We start from the raw sequence: 23863 nt of genomic DNA, 5'->3' as shown, positions 1-23863 counted from the left end.
TTCATTGCAGAAGACGATTCTCCATAGAAAGGAGGTGATCCAGCCGCACCTTCCGATACGGCTACCTTGTTACGACTTCACCCCAATCATCTACCCCACCTTCGGCGGCTGGCTCCCTTGCGGGTTACCCCACCGACTTCGGGTGTTGTAAACTCTCGTGGTGTGACGGGCGGTGTGTACAAGACCCGGGAACGTATTCACCGCGGCATGCTGATCCGCGATTACTAGCAATTCCGACTTCATGCAGGCGAGTTGCAGCCTGCAATCCGAACTGAGACCGGCTTTGCTGGGATTGGCTCCACCTCGCGGCTTCGCTTCCCGTTGTACCGGCCATTGTAGTACGTGTGTAGCCCAGGTCATAAGGGGCATGATGATTTGACGTCATCCCCACCTTCCTCCGGTTTGTCACCGGCAGTCACTCTAGAGTGCCCAGCTCAACCTGCTGGCAACTAAAGTCAAGGGTTGCGCTCGTTGCGGGACTTAACCCAACATCTCACGACACGAGCTGACGACAACCATGCACCACCTGTCTCAACTTTCCCCGAAGGGCACCTGATGCATCTCTGCTTCGTTAGTTGGATGTCAAGACCTGGTAAGGTTCTTCGCGTTGCTTCGAATTAAACCACATACTCCACTGCTTGTGCGGGTCCCCGTCAATTCCTTTGAGTTTCAGTCTTGCGACCGTACTCCCCAGGCGGAGTGCTTACTGTGTTAACTTCGGCACCAAGGGTATCGAAACCCCTAACACCTAGCACTCATCGTTTACGGCGTGGACTACCAGGGTATCTAATCCTGTTTGCTCCCCACGCTTTCGCGCCTCAGCGTCAGTTACAGCCCAGAAAGTCGCCTTCGCCACTGGTGTTCCTCCACATATCTACGCATTTCACCGCTACACGTGGAATTCCACTTTCCTCTTCTGTACTCAAGTCACCCAGTTTCCAGTGCGACCTCAGGTTGAGCCCAAGGTTTAAACACCAGACTTAAATAACCGCCTGCGCGCGCTTTACGCCCAATAATTCCGGACAACGCTTGCCCCCTACGTATTACCGCGGCTGCTGGCACGTAGTTAGCCGGGGCTTTCTTCTCAGGTACCGTCACTCCGGCAGCAGTTACTCTACCGGACGTTCTTCCCTGGCAACAGAGCTTTACGATCCGAAAACCTTCATCACTCACGCGGCATTGCTCCGTCAGGCTTGCGCCCATTGCGGAAGATTCCCTACTGCTGCCTCCCGTAGGAGTCTGGGCCGTGTCTCAGTCCCAGTGTGGCCGTTCACCCTCTCAGGTCGGCTACGCATCGTCGCCTTGGTGGGCCGTTACCCCACCAACTAGCTAATGCGCCGCAGGCCCATCCCCAAGCAGCAGATTGCTCCGCCTTTCATTCTTCTCTCAGGAGAAAAAAGAAATTATCCGGTATTAGCTACCGTTTCCGGTAGTTATCCCAGGCTTGAGGGCAGGTTGCCTACGTGTTACTCACCCGTCCGCCGCTAAGTCTGAAAGGAAGCAAGCTTCCTCTCAAACTCCGCTCGACTTGCATGTATTAGGCATGCCGCCAGCGTTCGTCCTGAGCCAGGATCAAACTCTCCAAATTGGTATTTAGAAAGAGCGATTGCTCATTTTGAAACATCTGACGAGAATTTACATTCTCATTTTTGGATCTCGCCGAAGCGATCTCCGATACTCACTCGTTGTTCAGTTTTCAAAGATCAAGCTCGTTGTTAGTGTCGATGTTGTCATCACCAGCAACTCTTATAATATATCACATCCAGTCGATCAATGCAAGCTCTTTTTTTAACTTCTTGTTCGAGCCAGGCGTTGATGTTTCGCGGCCAGAAATAGAATATATCACGTATAGACATTCATTGCAAGCATTATTTCTAAATCATTATTTAAAGCTACGCTTCCCCTAACCGGCCCTAACCCGGCAAGCAAGTTAGCATAGCTCTACTCCTCTGTCCGCGTGCTTAAGCAATAATTTCTTGAATATGAAGCTCCCGTTCATTGATCAGATTAACGATGCTTCCTTCAACCTGAACCATAGGTCTTGTCGGGTTGTTACGGTCGGTAAAGATGATTTCCCCGTGACGTCCGTCGCTGAGCCGTATCCGTGTACCGTTATATAGGTCTGTCGTCTTTTGAATGAAGGTCTGTACGATTACCGGATCGAGCTTTCCGAAGCTCTCCTTCTGCAGCTGCTCCAATACCAGATAAGGCGACTGTGCCTTTCTGTAGGCTTTTCCCAGCGTCATGGCATGGAAGATATCGGCGACTGCCACAATCTTGGCGTAGAAATGAATCTGGCTGCCATCCAGCCTAAGTGGATACCCTGAACCGTCTATCTTCTCATGGTGCTGCAAGGCAGCTAGTCTAACCCCTTCGTTAATGGCTGTAACATTGCGCAGCAGCTGATAACCGTATGTAGTGTGCCTGCGTACCTCGTCAATCTCTGCACCGCTTAGAGGGGTTGGCTTCTGCAGCAGCGCTTCGTCTACCTTAATGTTACCTATATCGTGCAGCAAGCCGGCAAAAGCAGCCTGCATCCAGTCCTTCTGCGGATATCCGCACCACTGGGCAATTCGATAGGAGGTCAGGGCAGACAAGACCGCATTATGATAGTTATATTCCTGGTCAATCAGCACACGCGGCGCAAACTTTAAGACATGATAATCCTTCAAATGGGTAATCAGCAGCTCCAGTTGACTCCGCAGTTCGAAGATCGGAAGAGCCGCTGCAGCCGCTGCACGGTAGCTTTGCTTGATAAGCACCAGCATTTTCTCATACTCATCGTGAAGCGGAGAATTACTCTTGGCTAGCACCGACTCATTAATCAGAGCACCCGCCTTAGCCGCTTGCTGCTTCACTGCCGGTTTAGCGCTCTCTGCCGATTTGTCTTCCCCTTGTGCCCCTTCAATCTCAACCTGTCCGATCAAAAAAGCCTGCAAAATCTCAATATCCCGGGGGAGAATGATTTTGCCCTTCCCGAACAATACTCCTCCTAAAGGAGTAATTACATCCTTTATAATCTTTGAACCCGCTTTAATCTCTCCAACGGATATGTTTGGCATTAGCCCAAGCCCCTTTATGTCGGTGACACCTATGATGCTCTAATTATAGTATGGAACCCGGGAAGCGGCTAGATAGAGAATTCCCCGTTCATCAGTTAATAGAATATAAAAAAAGAGCATGGATTTCTATACATCAGAAACCCATGCTCTCCTGCCATCCTTATTCGAGGCTATCGTCTTCGTTCACGGCATCCGCTTCAGACTGGCTAGCTTCCATCTCGCCTTCGTCTTCTACAGGAACTCCTTGAATGTCTTCGCCATCTTCATGCTCAGACAGCTCTTCATCCTCTTTGTCCGCTCTGCACAGTGTAGCTACAGCATCATCCTCACGGATATTAATCAGCTTAACGCCCTGCGCATAACGGCCCATGGTGGATATTCCGTCCATGCTGGTACGTATCAGGGTACCGCTGGTCGTAATAATCATCAGATCCTCGTCCTGCTTGACGACCTTCAGCCCGACAACCGGCCCGTTCTTATCCGTAAGGTTAATGGTCTTGATGCCTTTACCGCCGCGGGTCTGGGACCGGTAGTCAGCAGCAGGTGTCCGCTTACCATAGCCCTTGGTGGTTACGATCAGCACCTCAAGCTCCTGGTCTACGCAGTCCATGCCAATAACATGGTCATTGGAATCAAGCGTGATTCCCTTAACCCCAGTAGCGCTGCGGCCCATGGAACGCACATCATTCTCCGAGAAGGTAATCGACATTCCGCGTGCAGTACCGATAATCAGATTCTGCTCACCGTCTGTCAGCTTCACCTCAATCAGTGAATCCTCCTCACGGAGATTGATTGCAATCAAACCACCCTTACGGATGTTGTTGTAATCTTCCAGAGGCGTCTTCTTCACAATTCCCTCGCGGGTCGCGAAGAACAGGTACTTGTCACTGTCCGCTTCCTCTACCTGGATGACCGCGCTGATCTTCTCACCCTGCTCAATTTGAATCAGGTTGATGATCGGCGTTCCCCGGGCAGTCCGTCCAAGCTCCGGAATCTCATAAGCCTTAATCCGGTACACCTTACCCTTATCAGTGAAGAACATCAGGTAGTTATGGGAGTTGCTCACGAAGAGATGCTCCACAAAGTCCTGGTCCTTGGTGTCCATCCCGATGACACCGCGTCCGCCGCGCTTCTGGCTGCGGTAGGTGTTGACCGGAAGACGTTTGATGTAACCGGTGTGGGTAATCGTGATAACAACCTCTTCACGCGGAATCAGATCCTCGTCAAGGATGCTTTCTTCCCCAACCGTAATTTCTGTACGGCGGTCATCGGAGTACTTATCCCGGATCTCCTGCAGCTCATTGCTGATAATATCCAGCACAAGATGCTCATTGGCCAGAATCTCACGGTATTCAGCAATTTTGGCCAAAAGCTCGTTATATTCGTTCTCGATCTTCTCGCGTTCCAGACCGGTCAGGCGCTGCATCCGCATATCGAGGATCGCCTGGGCCTGCTCTACGCTTAGACTGAAAGTCTCCATCAGACCTTCCCGGGCAATATCGGTAGTGCGTGAGGCGCGGATCAGGGCAATGACCTCATCCAGATGATCCAGGGCAATACGCAGACCTTCCAGAATATGCGCCCGTGCTTCCGCCTTCTTAAGGTCGAAGATCGTCCGGCGGCGGATGACTTCGATCTGATGCTGCAGATAGTGATACAGCACATCGCGCAGATTCAGAATCTTCGGTTCATTGTTGACAATAGCCAGCATGTTGATCCCGAAGGTGGACTGCATAGAAGTATGCTTGTAGAGATTGTTGAGTACCACACTCGGATTCACATCCCGTCTCATTTCAACCACTACGCGCATTCCGTTACGGTCAGACTCATCACGCAGATCCGTAATTCCCTCGATGCGCTTCTCACGCACCAGCTCCGCAATCTTCTCCACGAGCCGGGCTTTGTTGACCTGGTAAGGAAGCTCATGCACAATAATCCGGGCCTTGCCGTTATTCTCTTCAATGACCGCTTTGGCACGCATGGTAACCGATCCGCGTCCAGTGCGGTAGGCCTGACGGATGCCTTCACGGCCCAGAATATATCCGGCCGTCGGGAAATCCGGGCCTTGAATATATTCCATAAGCTCCATAGGCGTAATATCAGGATTCTTAATCATCGCCTGCACACCGTCAATAACCTCACCGAGGTTATGCGGAGGAATGTTGGTTGCCATCCCCACCGCAATCCCGCCTACACCATTGACCAGCAGATTGGGATAACGCGCCGGCAAGACTACAGGCTCGTTCTCTTCACCGTCATAGTTGGGCGCGAAGTCAACGGTCTCCTTGTTCAGGTCACGGAGCATTTCTCCGGCAATTTTGGACAAACGTGCTTCTGTATAACGCATTGCAGCCGCCATGTCTCCGTCTATGGAACCGAAGTTACCATGACCGTCTACAAGCATATAGCGCATGGAGAAGTCCTGTGCCATACGTACCATTGTTTCATAGACTGCTGAGTCACCGTGTGGGTGATACTTACCGATAACCTCACCGACGATTCTCGCTGACTTCTTATGTGGCTTATCCGAGGACATACCAAGTTCCGACATCGCAAACAAAATGCGTCGGTGAACAGGCTTAAGTCCATCCCGCACATCCGGCAAAGCCCGGCTTACAATGATGCTCATTGCGTAATCCATAAAGGATTCGCGCATTTCCACGCCAATGTCCCGATCCTTGACTTGCGGGTTATTTTGTTCAGCCATGAGTTGGTGGACCTCCTTCAGTTAAAAACCGCTACCCTATATTATATTACTTTCACAAAACCAGCACAATTAAACATGATAGCCTGTTATCGTCTATATTGATTTTCTTTTAGTACGGATAAGGGTATACGCCCTCTCCGCTGCTGTCTTCAGTACATAGACTGTAGAGACAAGAGAATTGGCTTCATGCCCCTGTTTTCGTCCCAAAAAGCATAATCTCATATCCTTATATTATAACATTATTTTGCTTTCTTGTCCTGAAAATTCGCTATGCGTAAAGAAACGGAGGCAGAACATGAAGATTCAACGCGTGTCCAGCAAATGGGCAAAAACGAAAGTCATTCTGCAAAACCGTCAGCTCTCGGTCTATATTCCGGAAACGCGCAAATACGGCCTGGAGGATCTGAAAGAAATGCTGCATCTGCATGGCACGGTATATATAAAGCCCGACCGCGGCACCTATGGCAGCGGAGTAATGAGAGCTGAGCAGAGGGTTGTACACTTAAGTCCCAGCGGGCAGCAGCCGGAGACCCGTGAACCGGAGACAGCAGCTGCAGGCATTGAAGCAGAATTCCCGGCAGAGCCGAAGCTGATGTATATTCTCAGGTATGCGAAGGACGCCGAGGTCTTTAATAGCCCTGAAGAGCTTCATGCCGCACTGGTGCCCCGGATTAAAGACCGCAGCTATCTGGTCCAGCAGGGCATTGATCTGCTGCAGCATCAGGAGCGCCCCTTCGACCTGCGGGTGCTTACCCAAAAGAATCCCCAGGGCAGCTGGGAGACTACAGGCATGCTTGGCCGGGTCGCCGCACCGCAGAAGGTGATCACGAATTATCACAGCGGGGGCAGTGTTTTTCCGGTAGGTGCCCTGTTCAAGGAGCATATGACCTCTGACGAAATGTCTGCAACTACCCAGGAGCTCAAATCGCTGGGCGTCCGAATCGGCGCGCAGCTCGAAACGGCTTATCCAGGCCTTAAGGAGCTGGGGCTTGATGTCGCCATAGACCAACATCACGATCTATGGCTGCTTGAAGTAAACACCTTACCCTCCATCATTGTCTTCAAATTGTTCCCGAACAAAGCAATTTACCGCAAAATCCACCGTTACGCTGTGGCCTATGGACGGTTGAAGCCTAACCGGAAGTCCGTGACCAGCCGCCGCAAGCGAATATCGAACTTCTAGCTCTATGTATTCAAACGGCAGGCTATATACCCCTCTGTATTACTAAAAAACCTCCGGCTTCATCCGCAAGGGATAATCCGGAGGTTCGCTATGTGCGGCTTAAATATCCAGGTTCTTAACCGATTGCGCATGCTCCTGAATGAATTCACGGCGCGGTTCGACATTGTCACCCATCAGGGTATCAAAGATGCTGTCCGCCAGCATGGCATCCTCAATGGTCACCTGCAGCATGGTGCGGCTCTCAGGGTCCATCGTCGTGTCCCACAGCTGAGCGGCGTTCATCTCACCCAGACCTTTGTAGCGCTGAACATTAACCTTCACGTTCTCACCAAAGGCAGCAATGATCTCATCGCGCTCCTTCTCGGTCTGTGCATAGCGCACAACCTTGTTGCGCTCGATCTTGAAGAGCGGCGGCTGGGCGATATAGATATACCCTGCGTCAACAATCTTCCGCATGTAGCGGTAGAAGAAGGTCAGCAGCAGTGTTCGGATATGGGCGCCGTCGACGTCCGCATCCGTCATAATGACTACCTTGTGGTAACGCGCCTTCGAGAGGTCGAAATCATCGCTAATCCCGGTTCCGAGTGCGGTGATAATCGCCCGGATTTCCGCATTGGACAAGATCCGGTCCAGCCGGGCCTTCTCGACGTTCAGTATCTTGCCGCGCAGCGGCAGGATCGCCTGGAAGTGACGGTCCCGGCCCTGCTTGGCAGATCCTCCGGCCGAGTCACCTTCGACGATGTACAGCTCACTGATGGACGCATCCTTGGAGGAGCAGTCTGCCAGCTTACCCGGCAGGGCGCTGACTTCAAGCGCACTTTTGCGGCGGGTCAGCTCACGGGCCTTTTTGGCCGCTTCACGGGCACGGGAAGCCTGCAATGACTTCTCCAGCACCTTGCGTGAGACGGCAGGATTCTCTTCCAGGAACTCCTGCAGCTTCTCGCCGAACAGTGATTCTACAATCCCGCGGACTTCACTGTTGCCGAGCTTGGTCTTGGTTTGGCCTTCGAACTGCGGCTCAGGGATTTTGACGGAAATAATCGCCGTCAGACCTTCACGGACATCATCACCGGTCAGATTCTGGCTGCTATCCTTGATCACGCCGGCCTTGCGTGCGTAATCATTAATGATCCGCGTCAAAGCGCTCTTGAAGCCGGATTCATGCGTTCCGCCCTCGTGGGTATTGATATTGTTGGCGAATGAATAGATATTCTCTGTATATGAATCGTTATATTGGAGAGCTACTTCAACCGCGATCATATCCCGTGAGCCTTCCACGTAGATCGGTTCCTCATGAAGAGCTTCTTTTTTCTCGTTAAGGTATTTCACATACTCCACAATACCGCCTTCATACTTGAACGTATTGTTGACTCCGGTCCGTTCATCCACCAGTGACAGCTCAATGCCCTTGTTCAGGAAGGCCAGCTCTCGGATACGGGTAAGGAGCGTGGAGTATTCAAAAGTAGTGGTTTCGGTAAAAATATCCGGGTCCGGGTGGAAGGTGGTGGTGGTCCCCGTCTCCTCTGTATCCCCGATCACTCTGATGTCATATTGCGGCACGCCGCGGTTGTACTCCTGCTGGTAGACATGCCCGTCACGCTTGACGGTCACTACTACCTTCTCGGACAAAGCGTTAACCACAGAGATCCCCACGCCGTGAAGACCGCCGGACACCTTGTAGCCCCCGCCGCCGAACTTACCGCCCGCATGCAGGACAGTCATGACCACTTCAAGCGTGGACTTCTTCAGCTTGACGTTCTCACCAACAGGAATTCCCCGCCCGTTGTCAATAACAGTCACACTATTATTTTCAGTAATTATGACTTGAATCCGGTCGCAAAAACCTGCCAGCGCCTCATCGATACTATTATCGACAACTTCCCAGACCAAATGATGCAGACCTTTGGAGCTGGTGGAGCCAATGTACATGCCGGGACGTTTCCGAACTGCTTCCAGCCCTTCCAGTACCTGAATCTGGCTCTCATCATATGTCGGTTGATTCATTGACATGCCTTCACCTACTTCTTTCAGATTATCTCTTGTAACTTGCGAAACCTATATTTCTAACAAGATCTTGGCTCTTTTTTTGAGAGTGGAGGAGGAGATCGGGGAGTAGTAGACAGTATTCCTGGTCACGACAATAGACTTCGCTTCCTCTTCACCAATGCGTTCCAGCTTCTTATCCTGCTGGGAATGAGTCATAAACTGCTTCGATACCTTGGAGGACTTCTCAATTGATATATCAAATATAGCAATCAGCTCTGAGGATCGAATAATTTTTTCTCCGCCCAAATGAATATACATGGTCTTCCTCCGCTCTTTATAACCCCACTTTGCCGCCATGAACATGATACAGGATTGCACCCTTTAGTTTATCAGCGTTCAGTCCCTCAACACCGGTGGCAGTGATGAAGGTCTGCACCTTGCTCTGAAAGGTTTCGATAAGCTGGGTCTGACGATAGGGATCAAGTTCGGACAAAACATCATCAAGAAGCAGCACAGGGTATTCTCCGATCTCCTCATGGATCAGTTCAATTTCCGCCAGCTTGAGCGATAAAGCTGCCGTACGTTGCTGCCCTTGGGAACCGTAGACCTGAGCTTCTCTTCCGTTGATAAAAAAGGACAGGTCATCCCGATGGGGACCCGTCAGCGTCATGCCGCGCCTGATTTCCTGATCTCTTGTTTGTGATAACTTTAACATAAATTTGTCCAATAAGACAGCTTCATCTTCCTCTTCACGCTCACCAAAGGAGGGGACATAGAGCAGCTTGAGCTCTTCTCCGCCGTTTGTGATGCCCCGGTGGATACTTTCTGCCCATATCTGCAGCTTCTTTATGAATTGTTTCCTTTTTTTGACGATTTTAACACCATGTTCTACAAGTTGGGCATCCCAGATGTCCAGAAGCTCCCGGCCGCCAGCCTCCTTGCCCCATAACTGCTTCAGCAAATTGCCCCGCTGGAGTAGGATTTTCTGGTACTGCTGCAGATGAAACAGGTAGCTCGGCTGAACCTGGCCAATCTCCATGTCAAGGAACCGGCGCCGGATGCCCGGGGTGCCTTTAACAATCTCCAGATCCTCCGGAGCAAACATTACAACGTTCAGCGAGCCTACGAATTCACTGAGCCGCCGTTGCTCCAGTCCGTTAATTCTGGCCTTCTTGCCCTGCGGGGACAGAGTCAGCTCCAGTTTAAGATCCCCGTATTTGCGCTCTACTTCAGCAACAATCTGTGCGGAGCCCGCCGGGGCATCGAAGGAGATCAGCTCCTTGTCCTTGGAGGTCCGGTGGCTTTTGGTCATCGCAAGGACAAACAAAGCCTCCATGAGATTGGTTTTGCCCTGGGCGTTCTGTCCGAGAATGAGATTCACATCGCCCAGATGCTCAAGACGCAGCAGCCCATAGTTGCGGTAATCCTGCAGTCCGATATTTTTGACAAACAAGAGCCTGTTCCTCCTTAGGGTTACTCCTCCTTGACGCCGCCGCCCTCAACTTCAAAGACGCCGTTATCCTGTACCTCGATTGTATCACCCGGGTAGAGTTTCCGGCCACGCCGTTCTTCCACCTCACCGTTCACCTGCACATGCCCTTCCTGCAGCAGTGCCTTAGCCATCCCCCCTGTGGATACACAATCGGAGAGCTTCAGGAACTGGTCGAGCTTAATATATCCACTGTGGATAACTATTTTTTTCATGTTTTTGATCCTCTCAGCCACTTATCCACATGTTCATGAACAGGGCGTTAATTAGTTGTCCGGTACGGCAGAATCACATACAGGCTGCGGCTCTCATCGAGCGGTCTGAGAATAATCGGGCTCATCATGCCGGTGAAGGCGATCACGAGCTGCTCACTCTCCACCACCTTTAGCACATCGAGCATATATTTGGAGTTGAAGGAGATGCGCAGCGGCTCGCCTTTGAAATCGATAACTTCCAGCTCTTCACGAACCTTCCCCAGCTCGGAGGAGCTGGAAGAGATCTCCACATCACCGTTTTCCAGGGTCTGCATCCGGACGATGTTCGTTTTCTCTTCGCGGGACAGCAAATAAGCACGGTCAATCGATTCGCTTAATTTTTTTGTGTCCAAAGTTAGTTCTGTTTTGTAGGTGGTTGGAATAATTCTAGAAGTATCCGGATAAATGCCATCCAGAATCCGCGAATAGAACAGCACTTTGTCGATTTTGAACAGCACCTGGTTATCGGCGACGACAATATCCACCAGCATATTCTGATCAGGGATAATTTTGCTCAGCTCGTTCAGCGTTTTGCCGGCAATGACAATATTCGCGAACTGGATATTCTCTGTGCCTTCCAGGTGTGCAGCTCTGGTTGCGAGCCGGTGGCGGTCGGTAGCCGTGAACTTGAATTCATTGTCGGCCAGATTCCACAGAATGCCTGTCAGGATCGGTGTGGTCTCTTGGGTGGAGATGGAGAAGGCAGTCTGCTTGATCATATTCTTCAGCAAATCACCGGGCATGGAGATGGTTTCATTCTCTTCAATGCTTGGCAGAACAGGGAATTCTTCAGGATCGAGGCCCACAATCTGAATCTCCGTAGAGCCGGAGGAGATGTAGGTCTGGAAGCCTTCCTTGACTTCCATGTGAATTTCTTTGGAGGGAAGCTTCTTGATAATCTCTACGAAAAATTTGGCGGGAAGCACTACGCTGCCCGGCTGCTCTACCTTGACGATCGTCTGGCTGTCATTCTCGGCAGGGATGAAGGACTGAATGGAAATATCCGTATCACTTGCAGTCAGTGTAACGCCCTGATGGCTAACCTCAAACTTAATACCGGTCAGAATAGGGATAGTTGTTCTGCTGGAGATTGCCTTGGAGACATGGCCGATGGATTCGTTAAGCTCGTTTTTGAGAATGCTGATTTTCATGATTTCACTCCTAGCTGAAAAATTGGGAAATGGGTGTACGTAAATGCTCTTTGAAACCTGCTCTTAGAAGATGAATTATTATAGTTATTTAATAGTATTAGTAGTAGGGGCTCCGTTTATGTGGATAAGTGGCTAAACAGCATAAAATTAAGCCTACCCACATGTGTATAGATTGTGTATAGGCTCTTTGTTCCTCTTAGGAAGGATTTTTAATTTTCTCCGAAAGATTATTTACCACTTTATAGAGCTCCTGGTCCACCTTTAATTGCTGCGTAATCTTCTCATGGGCATGGATAACGGTCGTATGATCGCGTCCTCCGAAGGCCTCGCCGATCTTAGGAAGCGAATAATCCGTCAGCTCGCGGGAGAGATACATGGCAATCTGCCTTGGAAAAGCCACAGCCTTCGTGCGTTTCCGCGCTTTGAAGTCCTCCATGCGCAAATTGTAGTATTCACCGACTTTTTGCTGAATATCGTTAATGGTGATCATCTTCGGACGGCTCGAAGGGATGATATCCTTCAGCGCTTCGGCTGCCAGATGTGTCGTCACATCCTGGTTCGTCAGGGAAGAATAAGCCACGACACGGATCAGCGCGCCTTCAAGCTCCCGGATATTCGTGTCGATCTGGTTGGCAATGTACATCATGGCTTCGTTCGGGATATCCAGGTTCTCCGCCTTGGCCTTCTTGCGTAGAATGGCAATCCGCGTCTCAAGATCGGGGGGCTGGATATCTGTGATCAGTCCCCATTCGAACCGGGAACGCAGCCGTTCTTCCAGAGTAGGAATTTCCTTGGGAGGCCGGTCGCTAGAGATGATAATTTGCTTGCGTTCTTCGTGAAGAGCATTGAACGTATGGAAAAATTCCTCCTGCGTGGACTCCTTGCCGGCCAGGAATTGGATGTCGTCAATCAGCAAAATGTCAACATTGCGGTACTTGTTGCGGAAGCTTTCGCCGCGGTTATCACGGATGGAGTTGATGAATTCATTCGTGAATTTCTCGGAGGAGATGTAAATCACCTTGTTGTTGGGGTTATGCTCCAGCACATAATGGCCGATCGCATGCATAAGGTGAGTCTTTCCGAGACCTACGCCTCCATACAGAAACAGAGGGTTATAGGCTTTGGCCGGCGCTTCGGCTACAGCAAGGGAGGCTGCATGCGCAAAACGGTTGCCTGAGCCGATCACGAATGTGTCGAAGGTGTATTTGGGATTGAGCAAATGTGTCTGTGCCTCTTCGCGCGAAACAACGGGAGTGGGCGCACTTTGCTGAACCACAGGCTCAGAGGGCTTGTTCTCCTCAATGACAAATTTGACTTCCACTTGCTGTCCGGTAACTTCATATACCGTTGCTCCTACCAGTTTGGTATAGCGACTTTCCAGCCATTCTACGGCAAAGGTTGTAGGCGCCGAGATGATAAGAGCCTGGGAATTGAATGTCATGGCCTTGGTGGCCTTGAACCAGGTATCGAAGCTCGGCTTGCTTAGTTTGGTTTGAATAATCGATAATATTTGCTGCCATAATTCGGAAGTATGGCTGTCCACAGACTGTCACTCCTTTAAATCTTCCAAATGTGGCATCAGCCATGAAGTGGAAATGTCGAAGAAAATGGGTTGGCGATTAATCTTATCCCCAGTATGCAACTTCAAGAGACAAAAAAATATGGATAAATTTGAATTGTTCACAACTTTATCCACAGCTTGTTGATAATTTATTGAACAAACAAATCTATTCACATTCAAAAGTAATACTATCATAGCAAAACGCCCCTTATTTTTCAATGAGCGACGCCATTTTATCCACAAATTCAATCACTTGTGTATAATTTTTAGGCACACCACTACATATTGTTGATAATTTGTTTACCGTTCGACAATTTCCGCGACTGCGGCAATTTTTTTATACACAGGTTGTGCTCACCTGTGAGCAAAATCCGCCCGGAATTAATCACAGGTGGATAACTGGACAAGCCTGTGGATTATTATTTTGGATGTATTCCTTTGTGGATAAGCGGTTAGGGTTAGGATTAGTGAAGAAGCGGGACACGCTGGGGATAAGATTCCGGATTCCGGCTGGTCCCAAAAAACGGGGGCAAAAGTGGAGCAGCCGGAAAAAGAGGGAGAAAGAGACATGGTTGACTTTTGGCGCATTAATGTGTTTAAATATATAAAGGTGTTTTCTGTGAGGATATGTCTCCAAATTAAATTGATAATACTTGTAGATACTGTCCCTACTTTAAGGACGGCTTAGTCCGTTTCTGCTTATATGACAGTAATTATGTTCCTGTAAGGGAGGTGCAATACATGAGACCGACGTTCAGACCAAATGTGAGTAAACGCAAAAAGGTGCATGGTTTCCGCAAAAGAATGAGCACGAAAAACGGCCGCAAAGTGCTGGCAGCCCGCCGCTTGAAAGGCAGAAAAGTTTTGAGTGCGTAAGATAGGCCACTTTGGGACCACTGCTGTGGTCCTTTTTTACGCTTTATTTGCAGAATGCATCAGCTGTTTTTATTTCTCTACTATATATAGCGAAGAATGGGATGATGCTCAGTGAGCAGAAACCCACGCATTACTTCTGCTGCTGCAACAATAAACGATAGGCTCTGCAGGGGATGTTAACGCTACTGCGGGGCTTTTTTTAAAGATATAAGAATTCAATTTCACTAGATTGTAGCTTCCACAAGCTGTCTATGTTTGTTGGCAGGGGATCTCCAGGGCCGGCGCAGTAACTGTTTATGGTCTCCCTTGAATGACAATACTAATTAGAAGATGAAATTCCGGAGCCTGGAGCAATTCCGGTATTTGAATAGGAGATTTCCGTGCACAAAAGTTTACGATTACGAAACCGTGCCGACTTCAGCCGCGTATACCGCCATGGGAAGTCATTTGCGAATCATCAGTATGTGGTGTATTGGTTCCCCAGAAGAGAAGTGGAACGATTCCGGGTGGGCATATCCGTCAGCAAGAAGGTCGGGAATGCCGTAGTCCGCAACCGGATGAGAAGGCTGGTCAAGGAGATTGTCCGTCACCACGAGGCGGAAATTGCCGGCAATTTGGATATCGTTTTCATTGTCCGAAAAGGAGCGCTCTCCAAGGATTACGCCGAACTGGAGAAAAGCGTGCTGCATGTGCTGCGCAAAGCCAAGCTGCTCAAGGCTTTACGCAAGTAAAAGAGCCTGAAGAGGGCTTGTTTATTTGTATCCATAATTATGTTATGATTTACGGTGCAATGGAATGTTTATGAGAGGGGTTTTGAAGTGTCTCTAATGAAGACTAAGCGAGGAAAAATGTTTCTTCTCCTCGGGTTAATGGTTCTAATGATTGCTGTTCTGTCGGGATGCTCTCCGTCTGCGACAACAGTGACGCACACTACGGAGGATTTGAAAAATGGAGGCTTCTGGCAGAGTAATGTTGTGTATTATTTCGCCATTGCCCTGGATACTTTTGCGAAATGGTTCAATGGCCAGTATGGCCTAGCCGTTCTTGTAATGGTTATCATTGTCCGCACGCTGATTCTTCCGCTTACGATTAAGCAGGTGAAGAGCTCACGTGCCATGCAGGCAATTCAGCCGGAACTTGAGAAGATTAAGAAAAAATATAAAGATGAGCCCGAAAAGGTACAGCAGGAGACAATGCGCCTGTTCCAAGAGAACAAGGTCAATCCGATGGCGGGCTGTCTGCCGCTGATCGTGCAAATGCCAATCTTCATTGCCCTATACAACTCGATCTACTACAATCCGGATCTTAGATTACATGACTTCCTGTGGCTGCAGCTCGGCAAACCCGATCACCTGTTCATCCTGCCGCTCCTTGCCGCTGCTACGACATTTATCCAGACCCGTATGATGACCAAAATGAACCCGGTACAACAGCAGGGTCCAATGCAGTTCATGATGATGGTATATCCCGTTCTGATCTTCATCATGTCCTACAACTTCCCGTCTGCACTTCCGCTGTACTGGTTCTATAGCAATCTGTACACCATCATTCAGAACTACTTCTTGTACCGCAACAATGATAAGCACAAAGCAGCACTTGCCGCTGCCAGCGCTACGGTGAGTGCAGGCAACAGCAAGGCTAAGGATGTTAACCTGACGAAGAGCAAGAACAGCAACTCTAACGCCCGCAAAGATGTAACTCCTGCTGCTAAAGGAAACGGAAGCAATGGGAAGAAGGGGGTCAAAAAGTCAAAATGAGCAAAGTCGTCGCGACAGGGAAAACCATTGAAGAAGCTGTAGAACGGGGACTTAATCAGCTTGGAGTTCACAAGGACCGGGTAACGGTCAACGTACTTGAACAGCCGTCAAAAGGATTCCTTGGATTGATCGGTGCGAAGGGTGCCAAGGTGGAATTGACCTTAATCCCGGAAGCCGCACCGGCATCAGCGGCGAGTGCTCCGCTACTGTCTCAGCAGACAACAAGAGAGAGCAATACAGAGGCGATCAGCGGTGTACCGCGCCAGGATTCCGGACACCCGGTAGAAGAAGCATACGGTCAGGCCGTTCATTTCATTGAAGATGTCGCCAAGAGCATGGGGCTTGAGGTGGAAGTTGAAATCGTTCATGCCAAGGAATCTACTGTTCTGCAAATTTCCGGTCCGGAGCTTGGGCTGCTGATTGGCAGAAGAGGACAAACTCTCGATGCTTTGCAGTATTTGGCTAATATTGTGGCCAACCGGTATTCTGACAGCTTCATCCGGCTCGTGCTGGATGCAGAGAACTTCCGGGAGCGCCGCAAGAAGACACTGGAGGAGCTGGCTGACCGTCTGGCCGGGCGTGTGGTGAGGACCCGCAAAGAGGTGGTCCTTGAGCCCATGTCGCCGCAGGAACGCAAGATCATCCATTCCAGATTACAGGATCACAAGCAGGTGAACACCCTCAGCAAGGGTGAAGAGCCGAACCGCCGCGTCGTTATAACTTTGAAGTAGAACCATATGCCGCAATGACTCCTTGACCTATGCGAGGAGTCATTGTTTTTTTGAAGAGACCAAAACCAGAGGTGAATTACAAACATGCTTAGTGATACTATTGCCGCTGTATCGACAGCCTTGGGCGAGGGCGGTATTGCCATCATCCGGGTTAGCGGACCGCAGGCAATCCCCCAAGTGGCCCCTTTGTTCAAAAGCCGTATCCCCCTTACGGAAGCTGATTCTCATACGGTGCATTATGGACATATCGTAAGTCTGCAGGACGGGGAACAGCTGGAAGAGGTACTGGTAACCGTCATGAAGGGACCACGCTCCTTTACCACGGAGGATGTGGTGGAGATCAGCGCTCATGGCGGTGTAATCTCTGTAAGAAGAGTAATGGATCTGCTGCTGCAGCAGGACATCCGGCTGGCCGAGCCGGGAGAGTTCACAAAGCGTGCCTTTTTGGGCGGACGGATTGATCTCTCGCAGGCCGAGGCCGTAATTGATCTGATTCGTTCCAAGTCGGACCGGGCCTTCTCGGTTGCCCTCAAGCAGGTTAGCGGCTCGTTATCCGCACGTATTCATGAGCTTCGGCACACGCTAATTGAGACACTGGCCCATATAGAAGTGAATATTGATTACCCCGAGCATGATGTGGAATCCTTAACTGCCGATTTCATCAAGGATAAGAGTCAAGAGGTTATGCAAGGCATAGATAAGCTGCTTCGAACCGCCAATGAAGGAAAGATTCTGCGCGAAGGGATTACGACAGCTATTGTGGGCAGGCCCAATGTCGGGAAGTCCTCACTGCTGAACGCGCTTGCCCGCGACAACAAGGCGATTGTGACCGACATTCCGGGAACAACGCGTGATGTGATAGAAGAGTATGTAACGATTAATAATATCCCGCTGAAGCTGCTGGATACTGCTGGTATCCGTGAGACGATGGATGTGGTGGAGAGAATCGGTGTGGAACGTTCGAAGGCGGCTTTCAGCGATGCGGATCTGATTCTGCTGGTGCTGAATGCCAATGAGGAGCTTCATGAGGATGAACTGGCACTGATGGAACAAATCCACGGTAGACAAGCGCTGGTCATCATGAATAAAATGGACTTACCGTCCCGTCTGGACACGGAGAAGCTGCGCTCCTTTTTCGCTGAAGCGAGTATTGTACCGATGTCGGTGCTGGAAGAGGAAGGACTCGATAGATTGGAAGAGGCGATCTCCGCACTATTCTTCGGAGGCAAGCTGGAATCTGGCGATCTGACTTATGTAAGCAATGTAAGGCATATAGCCTTGCTTAAGAAGGCACATAAATCACTACAGGATGCCTATGAAGCAGCGGAGATGCTGATTCCTATAGATATGATACAGATTGATGTACGTCTGGCCTGGGAGCAGCTCGGGGAGATTATTGGAGATACGGCGGCGGATTCGCTGCTGGACCAGATCTTCTCGCAATTCTGCTTGGGCAAATAAGAAGGGGGAACCGTTATGAATTATGATGGAGGCAGCTATGATGTTATCGTCATCGGCGCCGGTCATGCCGGCTGCGAAGCAGCTCTGGCTGCTGCACGGATGGGCTGCCGCACACTGATGATCACAATTAACCTGGATATGGTGGCCTTCATGCCATGTAATCCATCGATTGGCGGACCCGCCAAGGGCCATGTGGTGCGTGAAATTGATGCACTCGGCGGAGAAATGGGCCGCAATATAGACAAGACCTTCATTCAACTGCGAATGCTTAATACAGGCAAGGGGCCTGCGGTTCATGCTCTGCGTGCACAAGCCGACAAGTTCCTCTATCAGCACGCAATGAAAGAAACGATGGAAAAGACTCCTAACCTGACTCTGCGCCAGGGGATGGTGGAGGAGCTGATCGTCGAAGACGGACGCTGCGCCGGAGTGGTGACGAAGACAGGGACGGTGTATCACAGCAAGACCGTTATTCTGACAACGGGAACCTACCTGCGCGGCAAAGTGATCATGGGTGAGCTGACATATGAGAGCGGACCAAATAATCAGCAGCCGTCCGTACGCCTGTCCGAGAATCTGCGCGAACTGGGGTTCGATTTGGTCCGCTTCAAGACCGGAACGCCGCCGCGTGTCCACAAGGATTCGATTGATTTCTCCAAGACAGAAATCCAGCCGGGCGATGAGAAGCTGAAATTCTTCTCTTTTGAAACCAAATCCTCGGATAATGAGCAGTTGCCTTGCTGGCTGACCTACACCTCCCCGGTTACTCACCAGATCATTAATGACAATCTGCACCGGGCGCCGATGTTCACGGGTATTATTGAAGGAACGGGTCCGCGTTATTGCCCTTCCATTGAAGATAAGGTTGTCCGGTTCAGTGATAAATCACAGCATCAGATCTTCCTGGAGCCGGAAGGTAAAAACACATCGGAATACTATGTACAGGGTCTGTCGACAAGTCTTCCTGAGGATGTGCAATTGGCGGTCCTGCGGTCTATTCCCGGTATGGAGAAGGTAGAGATGATGCGCAACGGCTATGCCATTGAATATGATGCCATGGTTCCGACGCAGCTCTGGCCGTCTCTGGAAACCAAACGTCTGCCGGGACTATTCACTGCGGGACAAATCAACGGTACCTCCGGCTATGAAGAAGCGGCAGGGCAGGGGGTTATTGCCGGTATCAATGCAGCGCGTAAAGTACAGGAGAAAGAGCCGGTCGTGCTGGATCGTTCACAGGGTTATATTGGCGTTCTGATCGATGATCTTGTCACTAAGGGAACGAATGAGCCTTATCGCCTGCTGACTTCCCGTGCGGAATACCGGCTGCTGCTCCGTCATGATAATGCGGATCTCCGCCTGACGCCAATCGGCTATGATATTGGGCTGATTACAGAGCAGCGCTATGAAGCCTTCCTTGATAAGAAGGGCCGGGTCGACCGTGAGATTATCCGTCTGCAGGAGACAAAGGTCAAACCGGTTCAAGTGAATGAAGCGCTAGCCAGTTATGGATCTGCACCGATTGTTGACGGAAGCAATCTGCTGACCTTAATGCGCCGCCCTGAGCTAGCCTACAGCTTCGTGGATCTGATCTCTCCTTCTCCAGAAGAGCTGGATGAAGAGATGAAGGAGCAGGTGGAGATTCAGATTAAGTATGCCGGCTATATTGAGAAACAGCTTCTGCATGTGGAGAAGCTTCAGAAGATGGAGAAGAAGAAGATTCCAGACGACATCAACTATAATGAGATTCATGGACTGGCAATGGAGGCCCGGCAAAAGCTGACCAAAATCGCTCCCATCTCCATTGGGCAGGCTTCGCGTATCGGAGGCGTTACCCCGGCAGATATCTCGATTCTGCTGGTCTATCTGGAGCACTATAACCGTGTAACAGCGGCGAAAGGATAACCTATGGATACAACGGTAGCTGAGTTCACCGACCTGCTCAAGGAGCATGGGCTGGAACTCTCAATGAAGCAGCTTGAACAATTTGAACTCTATTATCAGGAGCTGGTCTCCTGGAATGAGAAGATGAATCTAACCGGGATCACAGAGCGGAGCCAGGTATATACCAAGCACTTCTATGATTCTTTATCTTTAGCCTTCTACGTGAATATGCAGGAGACGAAGAGTCTTGCTGATATTGGTTCAGGGGCAGGGTTCCCTGGTATTCCGCTAAAAATATGCTTCCCGGATCTTAAGCTGACGATTGTGGATTCACTTAGCAAACGGATCACCTTCCTGCAGCATGTCTGTGATACCCTGGGGTTGAAGGGTGTACAGCTCATTCACGGCCGGGCAGAGGATGTGGCCAGACAGTTTGTTCACCGGGATGCTTATGATGTAGTTACTGCCCGTGCGGTGGCCCGTTTATCGCTTCTGAATGAATTCTGTCTGCCATTCACCCGCAAGGACGGCATCTTCGCTGCCATGAAGGGGAGCGATCCGACGGAGGAACTCCAAGAAGCCAAGCGCAGCTTCAAGGAGCTGCGTGCTGAACTGCACAAGGTAGAATCCTTCAGTCTGCCGGTGGAAGAATCTTCCCGGCATATCATTCTTGTACGTAAGACTGGGGCCACACCGTCCAAGTATCCGCGCAAGCCCGGCGTACCTGCGAAGTCGCCGCTCATCTAATTGTTTCACGTGAAACAACATTTGACAGTCTTCTGTTATAGTGGACCAAGCTCATCTTTGATGAGCTTGGTCTTTTTATTTGTGCGGAAAGCTGCTCTAGTTCAGGCTGGTGTGCAGGAAAAATAGGTCATTATGGAGAATAGGATTATTAGCAGAAAAGTGATAGAATAATATAGTAAGACTTTTAATAGATAAGATCAGAATGAATGCCAGGCCGTCTTTTAAGAGAAGTGGCTTAGAATGACTTAGGGTTACTTTTCTTACGCTGTACGATAAGCTTTTCGCATGAAAGGTTAAGATGATCGTACTATAACGAAATTAGGTGGTTATGAACGGAATGAAAGAACAATTCACCAAGCTTTTTGGATTTACCGAGCGGAGCAGCGGAGAAGAGATCAAACAAATCCCGGTTCATGAGGTCATCAGCAGTCCGTATCAGCCACGGACTATTTTCGATGATGAGAAGATCGACGAGTTGTGTCAGACTATCAAAACTCATGGCGTGATCCAGCCGATCGTTGTGCGTATGCGTGATTCCCAGTATGAGATTATTGCAGGCGAAAGACGCTGGCGGGCAGTTAAAAAGCTGGGCATGGACACCATTCCGGCACTTGTCCGCGAATTCAATGATTCACAGGCTGCATCGATCGCACTGATAGAGAACTTGCAGCGTGAGGGCTTAACCTCTATTGAAGAGGCGATCGCGTATCAGAAGCTGATTGACTTGCATCAATTGACCCAGGAGAGTCTGGCTCAGCGGCTTGGCAAAAGCCAATCCACCATTGCCAACAAAATCCGCTTGCTGAATTTGCCTGAACAGGTCAAAACTGCTTTAATGGAAAGGAAAATCACCGAGCGTCATGCACGCTCGCTCTTGTCGCTGGACACTGAGGAGATGCAGCTTAAGGTTCTGGCTGAGGTTATTTCCAAGGAATTGAATGTAAAACAAACAGAAGCACGTATCGCCTTCTACAAGGCCGTTACCCAGACCAAAAAATCAAAACGGACCTCCTATACCAAAGATGTCCGTCTCGCTCTTAATACAATTCGTCAATCTATAGACATGGTGACCGGCTCAGGAATGGAGATTAAGACCTCCGAGAATGACCGCGGAGATCATTATGAGATTGTGATCCAAATTCCAAAACGATAATGGCAACAAAAGCTGAAGGCGGCCCTGAGGTGTTGGCCGCCTTTTCTATGACTAGCTCCGAACGTTATCACATATACACTCTAAGGATAAGTTGTTGTCTATTTGCTTATTTACCTACATCTCCGCAAACGTGATGCCGTAGATCCAGATTATTATGCTGTTAACAGCTAAGAACTACAAGATGATTCTTTCTAAACAATTCGAGGTGAAATAAGTGTCCAAGATTATTGCCATAGCAAATCAAAAAGGCGGGGTAGGTAAAACAACAACCTCTGTGAACCTGGGTGCCAGCATGGCTACTCTGGGGAAGAGAGTGCTGCTTGTTGATATTGATCCGCAAGGCAACACTACGAGCGGCGTTGGCGTCAACAAAGCGGATGTAGAGAATTGCATTTACGATATTCTTATTAATGAAGTGGATCCGCAGGATACAATACAGGAGACCCGGATTGAGGGCCTTCATATTATTCCGGCAACCATTCAGCTGGCAGGAGCAGAGATCGAGCTGGTCTCTACGATATCGCGGGAACTGAAGCTGAAGAAGGCACTGAATGCAGTGAAGGCGAATTATGATTACATCATCATAGATTGCCCGCCATCATTAGGGATTCTTACCATTAACTCTCTAACGGCTGCTGACTCAGTGATTATCCCTATACAATGCGAATATTATGCGCTTGAAGGATTAAGCCAGCTGCTCAACACTGTAAGACTGGTTCAGAAGAATCTTAATCCGCATCTCAAAATAGAGGGAGTATTGCTCACGATGCTGGATGCCCGGACGAACCTCGGGATTCAGGTTATCGAAGAAGTGAAAAAATATTTCCAAGAAAAGGTATACAGAACGATTATCCCGCGTAATGTACGCCTAAGCGAAGCCCCTTCACATGGACAGTCAATTATTACCTACGATTCCCGTTCCAAGGGAGCGGAAGTATATTTAGAGTTGGCAAAGGAAGTGATCTCTTATGAGTAAGCGTTTGGGGAAAGGCTTGGATGCATTAATACCTTCTCTGTCAATCAATGAAGACGATAAGGTAGTAGAGATTCCGTTGACGCAGCTTAGAGCCAATCCTTATCAGCCGCGCAAGGATTTCAATGAAGAGGCCATTCAGGAGCTTGCAGAATCCATAAGACAGCATGGTGTGATCCAGCCGATCATTGTTCGCAGTGTGTTGAAAGGGTATGAGATTATTGCCGGGGAACGCAGATTCAGGGCCTCGCAATATTGCGGCAAAGCTACGATTCCGGCAGTGGTCCGCAGCCTCAGTGATCAGCAGGTGATGGAGATTGCCCTGATCGAGAACCTGCAGCGTGAGAATCTTAACGCGATGGAAATAGCGGTTGCTTATCAAGGACTGATGGATCAATTCTCACTAACTCAGGAAGAGCTTTCTCTTAAAGTCGGAAAGTCCAGATCGCATATCGCCAACTTTTTGCGGCTGCTTAGCTTACCGGAAGAAGTGAAGGATTATGTTTCACGTGGAACAATTTCGATGGGGCATGCCCGGGCAATTGTGGCTCTGAAAGATCCGGAGGTCATCAAGCAATTGGCTGCCCAGTGTGTGGAGCTTCAGTGGAGTGTTAGAGAACTGGAAGAGGTAGTGAAGAATCTCGACCGCAAACCGGCTAATGGAATTAAGGCCAAGGTTGTGAAACGTGATCCTTATATTGATAATGTAGAGGAAGTATTACGGGAGCGATTCAAGACAACAGTCAAAATTAAACAAGGCAAGGAAAAAGGGAAAATCGAATTAAACTATTACAGTGCCCAAGACCTGGAAAGATTGCTGGAGCTGCTGGGGAACTGATTTGGATATTTGTACCGAAGACATATCCTGAGATATCCTTAATACGGATATGG

At 49.6% G+C, this 23863-nt stretch carries 19 protein-coding genes and 1 rRNA gene; 11 read left to right on the top strand and 9 right to left on the bottom strand.

What is annotated here, in order from left to right; translation table 11 throughout:
* Positions 1-27: 27 nt before the first annotated feature.
* The 3 genes from NYE26_RS31330 to gyrA form a co-directional block, all read right to left on the bottom strand.
* A 16S ribosomal RNA gene (locus tag NYE26_RS31330) occupies positions 28-1588 on the bottom strand.
* 373 nt (positions 1589-1961) lie between these two features.
* Positions 1962-3062, bottom strand: coding sequence for an HD-GYP domain-containing protein (locus tag NYE26_RS31325; protein WP_339252659.1), 1101 nt, complete (start codon positions 3060-3062; stop codon positions 1962-1964).
* 160 nt (positions 3063-3222) lie between these two features.
* On the bottom strand, positions 3223-5769 hold the full coding sequence (gene gyrA, locus NYE26_RS31320) for a DNA gyrase subunit A (RefSeq protein ID WP_209879308.1): 2547 nt from the start codon (positions 5767-5769) through the stop codon (positions 3223-3225).
* A 295-nt stretch (positions 5770-6064) separates the two neighbouring features.
* On the opposite strand from gyrA, the gene NYE26_RS31315 reads away from it, so the two are divergent.
* Positions 6065-6952 carry a YheC/YheD family protein gene (locus NYE26_RS31315; RefSeq protein ID WP_339252657.1) on the top strand — a complete coding sequence of 296 codons (888 nt, stop codon included), beginning with the start codon at positions 6065-6067 and terminating at the stop codon, positions 6950-6952.
* 99 nt (positions 6953-7051) lie between these two features.
* On the opposite strand, the gene gyrB is transcribed toward NYE26_RS31315, so the two are convergent.
* The 6 genes from gyrB to dnaA all read right to left on the bottom strand — a co-directional run bounded on the left by gyrB (position 7052) and on the right by dnaA (position 13375).
* Positions 7052-8962 (bottom strand): DNA topoisomerase (ATP-hydrolyzing) subunit B, encoded by a 1911-nt coding sequence (gene gyrB, locus NYE26_RS31310; protein ID WP_339252655.1) that lies wholly within the window; start codon positions 8960-8962, stop codon positions 7052-7054.
* Between the two features lie 45 nt (positions 8963-9007).
* Positions 9008-9256, bottom strand: coding sequence for an extracellular matrix/biofilm biosynthesis regulator RemA family protein (locus NYE26_RS31305; protein ID WP_036728071.1), 249 nt, complete (start codon positions 9254-9256; stop codon positions 9008-9010).
* Positions 9257-9272: 16 nt separating this feature from the next.
* Positions 9273-10391, bottom strand: a complete 1119-nt coding sequence (gene recF / locus NYE26_RS31300) for a DNA replication/repair protein RecF (RefSeq protein ID WP_036728069.1) — start codon at positions 10389-10391, stop codon at positions 9273-9275.
* Positions 10392-10411: 20 nt separating this feature from the next.
* On the bottom strand, positions 10412-10642 hold the full coding sequence (gene yaaA / locus NYE26_RS31295) for a S4 domain-containing protein YaaA (RefSeq protein WP_036699885.1): 231 nt from the start codon (positions 10640-10642) through the stop codon (positions 10412-10414).
* Between the two features lie 47 nt (positions 10643-10689).
* The gene (gene dnaN, locus NYE26_RS31290) at positions 10690-11832 is read right to left on the bottom strand and encodes a DNA polymerase III subunit beta (RefSeq protein WP_036728067.1); all 1143 of its coding nucleotides are present in this window, start codon (positions 11830-11832) and stop codon (positions 10690-10692) included.
* Between the two features lie 196 nt (positions 11833-12028).
* On the bottom strand, positions 12029-13375 hold the full coding sequence (gene dnaA, locus NYE26_RS31285; protein WP_036699882.1) for a chromosomal replication initiator protein DnaA: 1347 nt from the start codon (positions 13373-13375) through the stop codon (positions 12029-12031).
* A 759-nt stretch (positions 13376-14134) separates the two neighbouring features.
* Between dnaA and rpmH the strand changes: the two genes are divergently transcribed.
* The 10 genes from rpmH to NYE26_RS31235 all read left to right on the top strand — a co-directional run bounded on the left by rpmH (position 14135) and on the right by NYE26_RS31235 (position 23810).
* On the top strand, positions 14135-14269 hold the full coding sequence (rpmH, locus tag NYE26_RS31280; RefSeq protein ID WP_039295761.1) for a 50S ribosomal protein L34: 135 nt from the start codon (positions 14135-14137) through the stop codon (positions 14267-14269).
* Positions 14270-14649: 380 nt separating this feature from the next.
* Entirely contained in the window at positions 14650-15000 is a 351-nt protein-coding gene (gene rnpA, locus NYE26_RS31275) for a ribonuclease P protein component (protein ID WP_036699878.1), read from the top strand.
* A gap of 87 nt (positions 15001-15087) precedes the next feature.
* Positions 15088-16026 (top strand): YidC/Oxa1 family membrane protein insertase, encoded by a 939-nt coding sequence (locus tag NYE26_RS31270; RefSeq protein WP_209879294.1) that lies wholly within the window; start codon positions 15088-15090, stop codon positions 16024-16026.
* Entirely contained in the window at positions 16023-16757 is a 735-nt protein-coding gene (gene jag / locus NYE26_RS31265; protein WP_339252651.1) for an RNA-binding cell elongation regulator Jag/EloR, read from the top strand. The genes NYE26_RS31270 and jag overlap by 4 nt, the downstream gene beginning before the upstream one ends.
* Before the next feature lie 84 nt (positions 16758-16841).
* Positions 16842-18218, top strand: a complete 1377-nt coding sequence (gene mnmE, locus NYE26_RS31260) for a tRNA uridine-5-carboxymethylaminomethyl(34) synthesis GTPase MnmE (RefSeq protein WP_036728062.1) — start codon at positions 16842-16844, stop codon at positions 18216-18218.
* 15 nt (positions 18219-18233) lie between these two features.
* On the top strand, positions 18234-20120 hold the full coding sequence (gene mnmG, locus NYE26_RS31255; protein ID WP_036728061.1) for a tRNA uridine-5-carboxymethylaminomethyl(34) synthesis enzyme MnmG: 1887 nt from the start codon (positions 18234-18236) through the stop codon (positions 20118-20120).
* A 3-nt stretch (positions 20121-20123) separates the two neighbouring features.
* Entirely contained in the window at positions 20124-20846 is a 723-nt protein-coding gene (gene rsmG / locus NYE26_RS31250) for a 16S rRNA (guanine(527)-N(7))-methyltransferase RsmG (RefSeq protein WP_076081916.1), read from the top strand.
* Positions 20847-21183: 337 nt separating this feature from the next.
* A complete protein-coding gene (noc, locus tag NYE26_RS31245; RefSeq protein ID WP_036728058.1) occupies positions 21184-21999 on the top strand; it encodes a nucleoid occlusion protein in 816 nt (271 codons plus the stop codon).
* 214 nt (positions 22000-22213) lie between these two features.
* A complete protein-coding gene (locus tag NYE26_RS31240; RefSeq protein WP_036728056.1) occupies positions 22214-22975 on the top strand; it encodes an AAA family ATPase in 762 nt (253 codons plus the stop codon).
* Positions 22968-23810 carry a ParB/RepB/Spo0J family partition protein gene (locus NYE26_RS31235; protein ID WP_036728055.1) on the top strand — a complete coding sequence of 281 codons (843 nt, stop codon included), beginning with the start codon at positions 22968-22970 and terminating at the stop codon, positions 23808-23810. Before NYE26_RS31240 ends, NYE26_RS31235 begins: the two co-directional genes overlap by 8 nt.
* The last annotated feature ends 53 nt before the right edge of the window (positions 23811-23863 follow it).

Origin of the sequence: Paenibacillus sp. FSL P2-0136 (assembly GCF_037975325.1) — a bacterium.
Taxonomy (GTDB): Bacteria; Bacillota; Bacilli; order Paenibacillales; family Paenibacillaceae; genus Paenibacillus_AQ; species Paenibacillus_AQ silagei.
This window is presented reverse-complemented; position numbering and strand designations above follow the sequence as displayed.

Bases quoted from the DNA above. Each gene is read 5' to 3' on its own strand.
- NYE26_RS31325 (WP_339252659.1), bottom strand. From the start codon at position 3,062: ATGCCAAACATATCCGTTGGAGAGATTAAAGCGGGTTCAAAGATTATA.
- gyrA (WP_209879308.1), bottom strand. From the start codon at position 5,769: ATGGCTGAACAAAATAACCCGCAAGTCAAGGATCGGGACATTGGCGTG.
- NYE26_RS31315 (WP_339252657.1), top strand. From the start codon at position 6,065: ATGAAGATTCAACGCGTGTCCAGCAAATGGGCAAAAACGAAAGTCATT.
- gyrB (WP_339252655.1), bottom strand. From the start codon at position 8,962: ATGTCAATGAATCAACCGACATATGATGAGAGCCAGATTCAGGTACTG.
- NYE26_RS31305 (WP_036728071.1), bottom strand. From the start codon at position 9,256: ATGTATATTCATTTGGGCGGAGAAAAAATTATTCGATCCTCAGAGCTG.
- yaaA (WP_036699885.1), bottom strand. From the start codon at position 10,642: ATGAAAAAAATAGTTATCCACAGTGGATATATTAAGCTCGACCAGTTC.
- dnaN (WP_036728067.1), bottom strand. From the start codon at position 11,832: ATGAAAATCAGCATTCTCAAAAACGAGCTTAACGAATCCATCGGCCAT.
- rpmH (WP_039295761.1), top strand. From the start codon at position 14,135: ATGAGACCGACGTTCAGACCAAATGTGAGTAAACGCAAAAAGGTGCAT.
- jag (WP_339252651.1), top strand. From the start codon at position 16,023: ATGAGCAAAGTCGTCGCGACAGGGAAAACCATTGAAGAAGCTGTAGAA.
- mnmE (WP_036728062.1), top strand. From the start codon at position 16,842: ATGCTTAGTGATACTATTGCCGCTGTATCGACAGCCTTGGGCGAGGGC.
- mnmG (WP_036728061.1), top strand. From the start codon at position 18,234: ATGAATTATGATGGAGGCAGCTATGATGTTATCGTCATCGGCGCCGGT.
- rsmG (WP_076081916.1), top strand. From the start codon at position 20,124: ATGGATACAACGGTAGCTGAGTTCACCGACCTGCTCAAGGAGCATGGG.
- noc (WP_036728058.1), top strand. From the start codon at position 21,184: ATGAAAGAACAATTCACCAAGCTTTTTGGATTTACCGAGCGGAGCAGC.
- NYE26_RS31235 (WP_036728055.1), top strand. From the start codon at position 22,968: ATGAGTAAGCGTTTGGGGAAAGGCTTGGATGCATTAATACCTTCTCTG.